We start from the raw sequence: 11,733 nt of genomic DNA, 5'->3' as shown, positions 1-11,733 counted from the left end.
GGGTGGGGCCGTCGTCTGGAGGGTGGCGCCCGCGTTGTCATGTGGCGCCCTCTCGAACCACGCTGGAGGGGCACCTGGAGGCCCTGGCTCTGACTCACCAGCTGGGGGGGTGATCAGGATTCATCGTCCGGCAGGAGTGTCCGGAGAAGCTCGCCGTTGGGACCGAGCGGACGCCAGCCAGCGGGGGGAGGGTTGGCGAGAAGCGCATTCCCTGCCCGGTCAACCCGCGCCCTGTGGAGAGCAGCCGGGGATGCCCCCGCGGTTCCCGTAAGACTGCCCACCCGGTGCTATCGCCTCACCGGCACTCGAACACCTCCACCTCGTAGTCGTCCGCCACGCGATAGCAGATGGTGTTCGGGTTCCAGCACTCCTTCGCTTCAGGATCGGACGGGCACCGGGGGCTCCACGCACCCACGTAGCAATTGTGACCGGTGGACTGGTAGCAGTAGATGGTGTTGACGAAATTCCAGGTGGTCTGATCCAGCGTGGTGGTGCCGCTCGCACTGGAGGGGGGCTCCTGGGCGGAAGACCGCTCGGAGCGAGGAGCCGCGATATTCACGTAACTGCAATATCCATCCTCACAGACCGTATGCGCCCCCCCGTAGCTGCAATCACCACCGCAAGTTCCACAGTGATAGCGGCTCGTCTTGAGGTCCACGCATCCGTCACCACACCAGGTGAGGCCCGCCTCGCACTCTGTGCTGGAGACGAGTCCGTCACCCGAGCCGCTCGCGGCGGTCCCCGCGCTGGCCTCTGGGGATTGCAGGGCGGCCTCGCTCAGCGCGCCAGACCGTGCATGCAAGTCTTGTGGTTCTTCGCCACCGCAGCCGACGACCGACATCGCAAACACTGCCACGGCGCAAAGAAGAGACGGCGTTACTTTCTGGTTCATTGGCATCGACTCTGGGAAGGAGAAGGCTTCACGGCAAAACATATGCTTGCACACAGTCGCTGTCGCTGGGCAAGCCGCAGGCAGGGAAACCCTGTAGGCCGAGGGCCGCACCATCGAATTGAGCGTCAATGGCAAGGTCCTCGATGAGCGGCAGTGCTTCGTGCGCCTGGATGTGACTGATCAGTGGTATGGGTCCGGCAGTCGCAAGGGCACTGAATCCATCCGCGTCGAGCACATCGGTTCCCAGGAGCCCATCTCCAAGAAGGATGGGGACTACTTCAAGAAGGAGTCACTGCCCGGCTCCATCAAGAGGAGCAAGCGCGTGAGCCTGCTCAAGGCAATCGACTGTGACGCGATGAGTCAGGACAACGACAAGCTCCTCGCGGGTTTGGAACTCTAAGGACTCCTCTTGAAACGCGTCCGTTCGACGCGAGCGGCCCGCACCCCGGACCGTGCCAGTGAGGGAATCAGCGCAGGTCCTTCGTGAGCATCCAGGCATCCTCGGCGGGTACGTGGATCTCTCTCATGTGGGAGGGCTCCGCCCGCTCGAACGGACTGCGTTCATGGACATTCCGGATGAAGGGTGGCAGCCGTACCCGCCGCGCCGGGCCGTGGAGGGGGAGCACCACTTCGTCCGCGCCCGCGGCCATGAGCGCCGCCGCTTCCATGCCAGCCTGCGCGAGGTCGTCCTCTGCCAGGTGGAAGGTGGCCTCGCGCACCCGGGCGAAGAGCAGCCCCGTCTCCGTCACCATGCCGTCGCTCAGCGCGCGCAGCACCCGGTCCGCCCAGCGCGCGAGCCGGAGCTCCAAGTACACCTCCGGCGACAGCCATGCTGGCGGTCCTTCAGCGGGCGGCTGGGGAGGGGGCGTGCTCCAGTAGCCCGCCCAGGCCTGGCGCGGCGCGGCTCCTCCGATGAGATGGACCCACAGCGTGGACGAATGCCGGCTGTAGCCCGCCAACCAATACGCATGCCCGTGGGCCGTGAGGACGCCGCGGGCCCTCTCGTCCAGGGGCGTCAGCCGCGCGCGCTCCAGGATGCGCAGGTTCTCGAGATGGCCCTCATCGATGAGGTCAGCCAATTCGCTATCAGCGAACATGGCACGCTCCTCTGCCGGGTCCTTGAGGCCCGCCTCCTCGCGCACTTCGCGCGGAAGTGCGCGCGCGTCGACCAGGGCGACCTCGTTCTTCCAGTCATCCAGCGGCTGGAACTCAGGGAAGCCCGCGTCGGGGCCGATCAGCACGTGCGGCATCTTGCCGAAGGAAAGGCTCCACGCATTGCGCATGCCGATGACGCCGGGCACGGCGAGGCGGGTCTCCACGAGTCGGAAGGGACGGATGACGGGCTCCTCGCGATGACGATTCGTCATTCTACGCAAGTCCCTCCTGACAACTGACCGTTCACGAGCCCGCGAAAGTCCTGACCGACAGCGCGAATGGAGCCGATTGAATCGACATGGGTGGGCGCCCCGGAGCAAACCGTCGGTGCCGGGGCGCTTCGACCTGCTCGACGAGGCGAAGACGCTGGACGTGGCGCGGGAGGGCGCGGACTTGAAGGTGACGTGCAGCGCGCCCCGCCGTCGCTGCCGGACGCGAGGTGTCACGCCTCCTGGGGCTGCAGCGCGTGGGCGATGTCCACGAGGCGCTGGAACTCGGCGTCGCTCATCTTCAGGTGCCGGGCCGCGGCCTCCAGGTCCTCCGGAGGGAAGGCGCGCATGGCCTTGGGGGTGAACCAGTTGAAGAGGGTGACGATGCCGCGCACCAGCGGCGAGCGAGTGAGCACGGCCGTGGGCGGAATGGTGGCGCCCTTCACCTTCGCGCCCCGGTCGAGCGCCTGCTGGCGCTGGGCGGCGTTCGGGCCATGCCCCTCCGCCACCACGAGCTGTGCGCTCAGGGTGGTGATGTTCTGGCCGACGAGGTCGCAGTAGTGGCCCCACTCGTCCTGCGCGGGCGGCAGTGCGTTGTGCGCCACGACCAGCACCTTGCCCACCATGGCCACGCCCAGCGTGCGGCCCTTGAAGGCGCCAACGACATCCGGTGCGTCGAGCGCCGCCGGGCCTCCGTGCTCGGAAGAAGCAGTCATTGGGGCCATGCTCTCCCGGGGGTAGGGTCTGCCGCAACCCGCTGCACTCCCGGTATGGCCGGAGGCGGGAGCTCAGGCGCTGGAAGAGCGACCGACACCGCAACGCGTACAGGAAGCGCGCGGCCCAGTCATTGACGGTGCAGGTGTTGACCGGGCTTCCGCCAGCGACACAATCTACGTGTCGGGGGCAACATCCTCATCTGGCAATGCTTCCAGCCTCGACGACATCTCCGTCAGCGAAGGATGTTCAAATCCTCTCACTCTCATGCCTTTCCGCGGTGACGGTCCTGGTAATGCCTGTCACTCTCGCACGGCCTCTCACGGGGCGCCTTCATCCCTGACTCAAGGAGCGTGGCGTGCGTCTGGCAATCATCGCGGGACTGCTGTCGGTCGGTCTGTTCGCGGGCTGTGGCGGCGTGGATATGGAGTCGCGGGACGTGGAATCGCAGGTGCTGACGCCGTGTGAGCGGGAATGCCTCGCGGCCTATCGGACCTGTAGCTATCAGGCGACGACGCCCGAGCAGGGCGCCGCCTGCGAGGCGCAGAGCAACGTCTGCTACGCCAGGTGCCAACCCCGGGTGGCCAGCCCGGTGCAGTCCATGCGCCCGCCGCCGTGCGAGTACGCGTGCGACCTCGCCTACACCCACTGCCTGCGCAACTCCCCGACGCCGGCCCAGTGCGCGCCGGAGCGCGAGGACTGCTACAGCACCTGCCCCAGCCCGGCGGCGCGGTAAGGGGCCCTCTACCGGGGGCCGCCGCGTTCAGTGGCGGTCCCCGGGCTTCGGTTTCTCGGTGAGGCGCACCACGCCCCCCGGCGCAGCCCGCGCGTTACCCGCCCCAGCTCAAGGGCGTGTAGGCCTGGAACTGCGAGCTCTGGGACTGGGAGCTGATGCGCGTGCAAAACCGGTACGTGTTCTGGGTGGTGTCCGTGTCCACGTGGCATTCGTAATAGTCGGTCCGCTTGTTGCCCCATGTGTCCGTGGCTTCGACCCAGACCGGGTAGTTCGAATCCACGTCCTGGGTCGTGGCGAAGGAGAAGTTGTAGAACCAGGGGGCCTGCGTCAGCCCGACGAGGAAGAAGGGAGGAAAGGCGATGAAGCCTCCCTGCAGCATGACGCTCTTCAGCCCCCGCGGGTCGCTGATGGTGGAGATGGCGATCTGGTACGAGCGGCCGGAGCCGTACAGGCTGAAGCCCTGGATGACGGGGGCGGTGTTATCGGCAATCACCGTCCGGGATTCCGTCGGGCTCCAGGCCCCGTAGACGTCGAAGCACTGGAACAGCATCGAGTAGTTCCCGTCCGGCCGCGTGGTGGTGTCGACCACGAACTCGTAGGGCGGCGTGCTGTCCGACTGCCGGACCACGCCGTTCTCCCGCATCTCCACGTGGTGCACGCCTTCGAAGTCGGTGCACTGCACGGTGAACTTCGGCTTCTTCGGCTGGGTGTCGTCGCGGGCGATGGAGGAGATGGCGGGGGGCGTGTAGACCTTGCTGAAGGCCGTCTGGAACTGGGTCAGGTTGCCGCAGTTGTCCCGGACCAGGGCCTGGAAGGCGTGCACTCCGACGGACACCGCCTCGGCGGCCAGGACCACGACGTAGCCGGGGGTGGTGGGCTGGCCCACGAGGGTGCCGTCCACGTACAGGGCATACGGGTACTGGACGCCGCAGGTGTCGGACGTACCGACGGTGAGCGTCATGATGCCGGTGTAGCCCTGCTGGGCGCTGAAGGTCACGGCAGGGGGCGCCTTGTCGAGCGGCGCGGCCACGGTGGCGGTGCCCTTGTTGCCGAAGGAGTCCGTCACCTCCACGGTGAGGTTGTGGGGCAGCGGGTCCACCGGCGAGTACGTCGCCGAGTAGGGAGCGCCGCTGGTGCGGGTGGCGAAGACGAGCCCGTCCACCTTGAAGTCCGCGCGGACCAGCTGTGAGGCATCCGTCGCGGTGGCGCTGACGGGGAAGGGCGGGGTGGTGCCGCCGCCCACGGTCATCGTCACCACCGGCCGGGTGTTGTCCACGAGCAGGGCATGGTTGAGGACGGTGACGTTGTTGAAGCGGTCGTACACCTTCGCGACCATGGCGTGGGTGCCGTCGCTCCAGGTGGAGGTGTCGAAGGTCTTGTCGTAGGGCGGGGTGAGCACCGTGGCCAGGAGCTGGGTGCCCTCGAGGAACTCGACCTTGAGGATGCCCGAGGGGTCGGTGGCCGTGACGCTGAGCAGCGGCTGCTTGGGCGTGCCCAGGCGGGACAGCGTGGCCTGGGGCCCCGACTTGTCGTAGGCGACGGTGACGGTCCGGGTCGCCGCGTTGTTCCAGCCGTCCCAGGCCTTCAGCTCGATGAGGTAGCTGGCCGTGGACAGCGACGTGCCGGGAAACGTCTGGGTGAACTGCCAGGCCAGCATCGCGTTCTTCAGCGACGTGCCCCGCACGGACAGCTGGGCGGGCCGCTGGGGCTCGCCGGGAACCTGTCCGGTGTCGGTGACGCTGCCGGTGCACTGGAGGTCAAGGCCCACCTGCTGGCAGGACAGCGTCGTCTGCGGCGGGTCCACGTCGGGCCGGCCGCCCACGGCGATGGCCGCGAAGGCGTAGGCCACCGCCTTGCGCTGCTGCTCTCCGGTCACGCTGTCCTCCTGGCGCGCCACCTCGAGGGCCAGCTCCCGGGTCTGGAGGAAGTCCGCGCCCAGGGGCATGGCCGCCAGCGTCCACGCCCAGATTCGCGCCGCGCGCACGGGGCCGATGCCGGCGAAGCCCTCGGGAATCCGCGGGCAGTTCTTCTCCGTCCAGCTCCCCGAGGAGGGCATGGGCTCACAGCCGTACGCGAGCCGCAGGAACATCAGCGAGATGGGGCCGGAGGACTTGTGCTCGTCCTGCCTGCCGATGTCGGCTTCCCACTCGTTGAAGTCGGGAAGCATGAGGTTGCGAGCGACTTGCCCGACTTGCTCGCCGAGGGTGTAGTTGGAGGTCTGGGGCACCATCTGGTCGATGTTGCCAGGCGGGCGTCCGCTCTTGATGGCATCCCGGGTGAGCTCGGTGAGGAAGCCGATGATGTCCCCCGTTGCCTCGCTGATGCCGGCCTGCTCGGTAGAGCTGATGTCCGTGGCCATCCCGTCCGCGGTGAGCTCCGACCAGAAGAAGTCATGCCCGAGCTCGTGGGCGAGGATGTCGGTCGCCGCCAGGGGGACGCGGTACGGCTTCTGGGGGAAGGTGATGAGCGAGGTGTAGCCCACCAGGAGCTGTGGCCTGGTGGCACTGGGGGAGTAGTACGCGTTGGCGCTCGGGTGGTGGAGCTGGACGGACACGGGCCTGCCGCGCCCGTTGGGGCCGTCGCGCTTGAGGATGGTGTTGAAGAAGGTCCACGTCATGTTCACGGCGTAGAACGCGTCCACCGCCGCGGTCTCCCCGTTCACGCTGTCTTTTTCATTGCTGGGGTTGAACCGCATCCCGTCGCCGAAGCTCGGGGTGTCACTGAAGTAGACGTCGAAGTCGGCCGAGGAGCTCTTGAAGATGTTCCCATGCGTGTCCCGGAGCTCGTACACCTCGTCGAGCGGTTCGTAGGAGGTGAGGAACGAATGGGTCCCGGCGGTGAGGCCGTACCCGGTGACGGTGCGGAAATCGCCCGCATCGAACCGGAGCGGGGTCAGCTTCAGCACCTGCCCCGACAGGGCGTCCACGTCAGCAATCCATGGCATCTCGACCGGGAAGTCCGGGTCACGCGCGGACAGCTCCAGCCGGTAGACGAGCGTGAAGCCCGTCACCACCCGCTCGTAGTGCGCGGCGTTGGGAAGCGTGAGGGCCGCGGGCGGGGCATCCGCCCTGCGTCGGCGCTCCTCCTGGGGCAGCAGCACCAGCTGGCCGCCGGTAAGCCGCGCGGACGCGTTCCCCAGGCGCTCCAGGGCGGCCTGTACCGCCTGCTCCTGCGTCAGGCGGGGCTTCGTCTCGGCGCGCACGCCGGGCTCCAGCCGGGCGTTGGTGAAGTGCGTCTGGCCCTGCGCCGTCTTCGCCTCCAGGCCCCAGACGGGCACGCCCCGCAGCTGCAGTTGATGGTGCAGCCCCGTCCCGCCGGGCTTCTCCACCAGCGTCGCCTCGCGCAGGTCGAAGCCGCGCTCCACGGCAAGCCGCTCCGCGCGAGCCTGGGGCGTTGAGTCCAGCGGCTCCTGTGATTCGCCCTGAGTAGGCTCGCACCCCATCGCCAGGCACACGAGCCCCATCCACATCCAACGGATCCTTCGCATTTGACCTTCCCCCTCTATTCCTGGCCGCACCTTGTCGTGCGGGCAGGCCCCGCATTGTCGTGGGGAGGGGAAAAAAGTTCCCTGCCGCGCCGCGTCTGTCCCCTCCACCCGCAGTTGGCGGCCTGGGCAAGCGTAGATGCCTCAAGGGGCTGCGTGACCGTCGCGACGCAGAGCGACTTCTCCACCCGAATTCATTCGCATACACTGGCTCCGTACCGCAGCAGGGGGGAGCCCATGAGCAAGCAGGAACAGCGCGCTGGCGAAAGCGGCCCGAACTCGAACCCAGTCGCGCGCGGAAGAGGGGCGACCTGGCAAGTCATCCAAAACGGGGTTGGGGTACTGCTGATCATCATCGCGGTAGGAGTGATCACGCTCTACTACCTGGGCGATGTCTTTGAAGCAACGAAGGATCTCTGCGGTCGTATCCGAGGGAATCAGAATTCGAACTCGACGGGAGTGCTGCTGGTTTTCGTGAGCCTGGTGCTGCTTGGCATGCTCCTCTTGCGTCAGCAACTCCAGGGAGGACGGACCTTGTGGGGCCTGGTGTTGGTGGGGATGGTCTTCTCCGCCCTGGCGAGCAACCTGCTTCCACAGTACGCCTTCTGGGGGTGGACGCTGGCGGCGCTGCCCGCCCTGCTGGTCATCCATCACGGGCTCTACCTGGGCCTCATCAAGCCCCGTGTCATCTCGCAGGGCGTGCTGGCCGAAAACAAATTCAACCCGCGCGACAAGGCCAACCTCAAGGACATGGTCGAGGCGAATGACCGGTACTTCAATACGAGCAACATCGCGCTGCGCTATGGGCTGCCGGCCCTGGCGATCATCGCCATTGGTGCCGTCACCGTTCATGTCCTCAATCCCGTTTCGAAGGGAGCCCTGAACACGGTCCTCGTCCAGGCGGACACCGGCACGGCAGTGATCGCCGATACGACGCTGGTGGCTGCTCGTCTGGGCGCATTGGGGGCGTATGTGTACGTGCTCCTGTATCTGGGCCAGCGGGGCTTCCGTCATGACATCACAAGCGGAGCGGCGCTCTGGTGCGCGGTCACCCTGGCCCTGGGGCCCTTGATGGCTGCTGCGCTGTCAAAGATCTGGTTCTCGGGGCTGGGCAGCGACAGCAGGTCCACGGGGTGGAGCATGCATGCCCTCTACGTTGCCGTGGGAATGTCTCCCCGATATGCGGCGCAGGCCATTGCGCGATATGCGCACCGGCTCGGGTCGGACGCGACGAAGTACGTTCCGCCCGAGCGGTCCGTTCCACTCGCCATGATCCGAGGCATCACCCCACAGATTGAAGAGCGTCTCCACGAGGAGGGAATCCATGACGTCGTGGGCATGGCGATGGCGGATCCGCTGAGACTCCAGCGCAGTACCAACTTCGACAAGCATCAGATTCTCGGATGGATCGACTCGGCGCTCCTTGCTCAGGCGTTGCCTGAAGCGTGGGAGCACCTGGAGAAGAAGGGACTGCGCGGCGCCAGGGACTTGACCTGGTACGTTCTCAGCGGCAGTGCGGAGCCAGTCGAGGGACTCAAGGAGTTGGCTGCCGACGGATTGACCGGGCTGGCCCTGCGGAACGTCGCGCTGCGACTGTCACAGGATGCGCAGGTTCAGCGCATCCATTTGCTGTATCAACTCGTGGACGAGGCTGCAGAATCCGGAGAGCAGAAGACCCCTCATCCCCCTTCGCGTCCCGCCACCGAGACACTGGCGTCAGGGCTCATTGGGATCTCCGGCGCAACCCCGGAGCTTGCCGGGCCTGCCGACGGAGCGGTCGCGCCAGCCACGAACCCGGCAGCCACCGGCCTGGGCGTCCCGCCAGCGGAGCCCCGGCAGTAGCCGCCTTGCATCATTCACCTGCGGCGACCTGGCTCCGTGCCGCGGGTGGACGAACACGCGGTTCTGCGTGCCGTCGCGGTCCATACCGGGGTGGCGGGGACTGACTGGGGGCACATGGCGAATCCCGCTGACTCGGGAGCCACCAGTTCCGGTCAGGCCTCCTCGTCGGGGAGGATCGTCCGAAGAAGGTCGTCGTCGGGGCCGAGCGGGCGCCATCCAGCAGGGGGCGGGTTCGCGCGAAGTGCCGCCCTCGCCAATCTGGCCCGCTCCTTATGGGTTTCTGGGGTGTATGCGGACCACGAGCCGAGTGCCTTGGCTACTTTGAATAGGTTCTCGTCATCCAGCACGGCCGGCCAACCGTTGGGGAGACTCTGAGACAAGAGACGCACGAGAACATCGCGAACGAAGCGCGTGACCCGCTTGCTCTGTTCCGCCTCTGCGAGTAACCCACTCAACACCTGCACCGCAGCTACGTCATCGTCGCCAAGCTCGTCGGCCAGCGCGTACAGCGGGACAGTAGGGCGCGCGTCGGCAAAGGCTGTGAGCGAGTCGAACCCGCGCGCACGGACCCGTTCGTACAGGCGTGCTTTGATGTTGCCCTGCCAGGCGCCTCCACCGCTCATCGTCTTCTCCAGGGCGTGAAGTTCATCGGGATCCGGTAGTCCTTCATTCGATCCGCAACGATGTCCAGGACTGCATTTCGCGTCAACATGCGTCCAGCCTCGGCCTCGGCATCGCGCAGTGCCTCCATGATCCGCCGATTCCACTCACCGGGCCATGTACGTCCCAGCTTCCAGTCTCCCCCGCCGTGAATGGCCTCATGATGGGCTTGTTCCAGCCGGACGCAGAACTGGTCGATGTCCATGTCGCCCTTGAAGCCGCGCCGCTCGAACCACTCGCGGTGCTCCTGCGGCAGCACATGGTGTTTCGGAGCGTCCGACATGCCCGCCCCCGCTCTGCCCGTCACCTGCATGCCGCGCACCTCGGGGCTGTCCCCCAATGCTTCGCGTACGCCCTTGGGCAGGTCCTGATGCGCCTGGGCCATCGTGATTTGTCCGCCCTGGATGAGGACGGCCGCGCCGACGGCAGGCACGGAGATGACGCCCGCCTGCACGAGCCTTCGCATCATCTCCACCCACTCCGCGGAAACCACGAGCCGCGAGCCCACCATGACTCCACCCGAACTCATCACGAGGCCCACGCCCAGCGTCGCAGGGGCCGAGGGTGGCACGCGCGGCAGGGCCAGCTTCATGGTGGAAATCATCGCGACCATCTCTACCGCCTGCATCGCCGCGATGATCTGCCCACCCAACTTCATGGTCTCACGGGTCTCGCGCTGGAGCGTGTCGAATTCACGCGTCAGCTTTCCCATCAGCTCGGGCATCGCGGTGGTCGCCGCCTCCACCCTCTCCGGATCCAGTGAGGCGAGGTCCGTGATCGTGGGCTCCATCAGCCCCTGCACGCGATGAAGATCCACGAAGAGCTTCTCGGTGCTGCACATGGGGCAGTTGCGAAGCACTGCGTCCGCGAGGTGCAGGAAGTCCACCCAGGCTGCCATCAGGAGGGTCCCGAACTGGGCCGCCTGGAGCTTTGGCCCTGTCATGCGCAGCAGGCCCAGCTCCATGTCCGTGTCGCCGGCTTCCGAGGCCCCCTCCGTCAACGCGGTGGCGCTCCCAATCGCGCCCTGAAGCCACGTCACCTGCTTGGAGCCCTGGTCGAGGTAGCGCGTGAAGACGCCGGTGAGGCTCCAGCCCCATGGGTCTGCAGGACGGGCCGCCAGCTTGGTGAACGCGGCTTCGACGCTGCGCAGGGAGCCTTTCACTTCGTCCGTTGCGTCGAGGACTGCCTGCCGTGTCAATGCCGCGCTCCGGGCCCCGCCCCCGACCGCGCCGTCTCCCACGGCGGTCACTTCCTCACGCGGCTGCTGGCGGCGCAGAAGCCGTTGCTCGGGTCCAGCAAGAGCGCGCGGGAGGACGTCCCGGGCGGGCGTGGGCTCATCGCTGGAGGGGGCGACCCAGGCGGGCGAGGAGGCTTCTCGCGGTGCGTAGCCCAAGCTTCGGCCGCGCCCAGGCGCTTGCGACACGGAGGCGCATCCCGTGGTCATCAGCATCAGGGCCAGTAAGAGGGCGTCAGCGCGCATTGTCCACCCCCAGGCCCACCGAGGCGAACGCCCCCGGCCGCAGCGTCTCTTCCGGCGTAGGGAAGAGCAGCGTGCCGCCCGTCCCCATCGCGTAGAGCGTCCCGCCCAGCAATCTCCAGCGGACTTCGGCGGAGCCCAGGTAGCGCGCCCCGGGCCGACCCATGCCCACTCCGAGTCCCTTCAACGCCACTTCGAGGCTGCGCGCGAAGAGCTGCACCGCCACGCGTCCGTCCACGTCGAAGCGGCCCCACGAGAAGGCTTCCGCGCCCAGCGACAGCTTCAGGTGTCTGGAGAGGCCGCCATAGCGGACCGCGTCCCAGCCCACCTCCGCCTCGCCATATGCCGAGTACCCATCCGGGAAGGGTGACTCCGCGAGCGGAAATCCCTCTGGCCCCGCAGCCTTGAAGCGGGCCAGTTCGTAGTCCGGGCCGAAGTATCCCTGTCGAAAGCCGCCCTGCTGCCTGCGCACTTCCAACCGCAGCCGCAAATCCAACGTGGGCGTCAAGGCATCCGCGCCCGCGCCCACCACCGCGCCCCACGCGCCGCTTTCACCTGGCCGTC

9 protein-coding genes and 2 pseudogenes are annotated in these 11,733 nt (G+C 67.2%); 3 read left to right on the top strand and 8 right to left on the bottom strand.

Features of this window, described 5'->3' with window-relative positions:
• Window positions 1-113: 113 nt before the first annotated feature.
• Together D7W81_RS43835 and D7W81_RS34765 are read right to left on the bottom strand one after the other, a co-directional pair.
• Window positions 114-236 (bottom strand): annotated as a pseudogene (locus tag D7W81_RS43835) (NUDIX hydrolase); the annotation flags it as partial.
• A 59-nt stretch (window positions 237-295) separates the two neighbouring features.
• A complete protein-coding gene (locus D7W81_RS34765; RefSeq protein WP_120559685.1) occupies window positions 296-559 on the bottom strand; it encodes a hypothetical protein in 264 nt (87 codons plus the stop codon).
• Between the two features lie 451 nt (window positions 560-1,010).
• Here D7W81_RS34765 and D7W81_RS34760 point away from each other — a divergent pair, with 451 nt between their 5' ends.
• On the top strand, window positions 1,011-1,292 hold the full coding sequence (locus tag D7W81_RS34760; RefSeq protein ID WP_120559684.1) for a hypothetical protein: 282 nt from the start codon (window positions 1,011-1,013) through the stop codon (window positions 1,290-1,292).
• 67 nt (window positions 1,293-1,359) lie between these two features.
• Here the strand turns inward: D7W81_RS34760 and D7W81_RS34755 are convergent, their stop codons facing one another.
• Window positions 1,360-2,259 carry a hypothetical protein gene (locus D7W81_RS34755; RefSeq protein ID WP_120559683.1) on the bottom strand — a complete coding sequence of 300 codons (900 nt, stop codon included), beginning with the start codon at window positions 2,257-2,259 and terminating at the stop codon, window positions 1,360-1,362.
• 230 nt (window positions 2,260-2,489) lie between these two features.
• Window positions 2,490-2,972, bottom strand: a complete 483-nt coding sequence (locus D7W81_RS34750; RefSeq protein ID WP_120559682.1) for a SpoIIAA family protein — start codon at window positions 2,970-2,972, stop codon at window positions 2,490-2,492.
• A 356-nt stretch (window positions 2,973-3,328) separates the two neighbouring features.
• Here D7W81_RS34750 and D7W81_RS34745 point away from each other — a divergent pair, with 356 nt between their 5' ends.
• Entirely contained in the window at window positions 3,329-3,706 is a 378-nt protein-coding gene (locus tag D7W81_RS34745; RefSeq protein ID WP_120559681.1) for a hypothetical protein, read from the top strand.
• A gap of 94 nt (window positions 3,707-3,800) precedes the next feature.
• Here D7W81_RS34745 and D7W81_RS34740 read toward each other — a convergent pair whose 3' ends face one another.
• Window positions 3,801-7,193 (bottom strand): Ig-like domain-containing protein, encoded by a 3,393-nt coding sequence (locus tag D7W81_RS34740; RefSeq protein ID WP_147445728.1) that lies wholly within the window; start codon window positions 7,191-7,193, stop codon window positions 3,801-3,803.
• A gap of 234 nt (window positions 7,194-7,427) precedes the next feature.
• Between D7W81_RS34740 and D7W81_RS34735 the strand changes: the two genes are divergently transcribed.
• A complete protein-coding gene (locus D7W81_RS34735) occupies window positions 7,428-9,032 on the top strand; it encodes a hypothetical protein (RefSeq protein WP_147445727.1) in 1,605 nt (534 codons plus the stop codon).
• Between the two features lie 152 nt (window positions 9,033-9,184).
• On the opposite strand, the gene D7W81_RS34730 is transcribed toward D7W81_RS34735, so the two are convergent.
• The 3 genes and pseudogenes from D7W81_RS34730 to D7W81_RS34720 all read right to left on the bottom strand — a co-directional run.
• Window positions 9,185-9,655, bottom strand: a complete 471-nt coding sequence (locus D7W81_RS34730; RefSeq protein WP_120559678.1) for an NUDIX hydrolase — start codon at window positions 9,653-9,655, stop codon at window positions 9,185-9,187.
• Window positions 9,652-11,172 (bottom strand): DUF2380 domain-containing protein, encoded by a 1,521-nt coding sequence (locus D7W81_RS34725; RefSeq protein WP_120559677.1) that lies wholly within the window; start codon window positions 11,170-11,172, stop codon window positions 9,652-9,654. The genes D7W81_RS34730 and D7W81_RS34725 overlap by 4 nt, the downstream gene beginning before the upstream one ends.
• Window positions 11,162-11,733, bottom strand: a pseudogene (locus tag D7W81_RS34720) (hypothetical protein); the annotation flags it as partial. The gene D7W81_RS34725 and the pseudogene D7W81_RS34720, both read right to left, overlap by 11 nt.

The sequence above is a fragment of the Corallococcus aberystwythensis genome, assembly GCF_003612165.1.
Lineage (GTDB): Bacteria > Myxococcota > Myxococcia > Myxococcales > Myxococcaceae > Corallococcus > Corallococcus aberystwythensis.
The sequence above is the reverse complement of the archived record's forward strand: the minus strand, read 5'-3'. Positions and strand labels throughout refer to the sequence as shown.

What these genes read in the sequence shown, in the direction of transcription:
- D7W81_RS34755 (WP_120559683.1), bottom strand. Translation starts at nt 2,259, where the DNA reads ATGACGAATCGTCATCGCGAGGAGCCCGTCATCCGTCCCTTCCGACTC.
- D7W81_RS34735 (WP_147445727.1), top strand. Translation starts at nt 7,428, where the DNA reads ATGAGCAAGCAGGAACAGCGCGCTGGCGAAAGCGGCCCGAACTCGAAC.
- D7W81_RS34750 (WP_120559682.1), bottom strand. Translation starts at nt 2,972, where the DNA reads ATGACTGCTTCTTCCGAGCACGGAGGCCCGGCGGCGCTCGACGCACCG.
- D7W81_RS34740 (WP_147445728.1), bottom strand. Translation starts at nt 7,193, where the DNA reads ATGCGAAGGATCCGTTGGATGTGGATGGGGCTCGTGTGCCTGGCGATG.
- D7W81_RS34730 (WP_120559678.1), bottom strand. Translation starts at nt 9,655, where the DNA reads ATGAGCGGTGGAGGCGCCTGGCAGGGCAACATCAAAGCACGCCTGTAC.
- D7W81_RS34725 (WP_120559677.1), bottom strand. Translation starts at nt 11,172, where the DNA reads ATGCGCGCTGACGCCCTCTTACTGGCCCTGATGCTGATGACCACGGGA.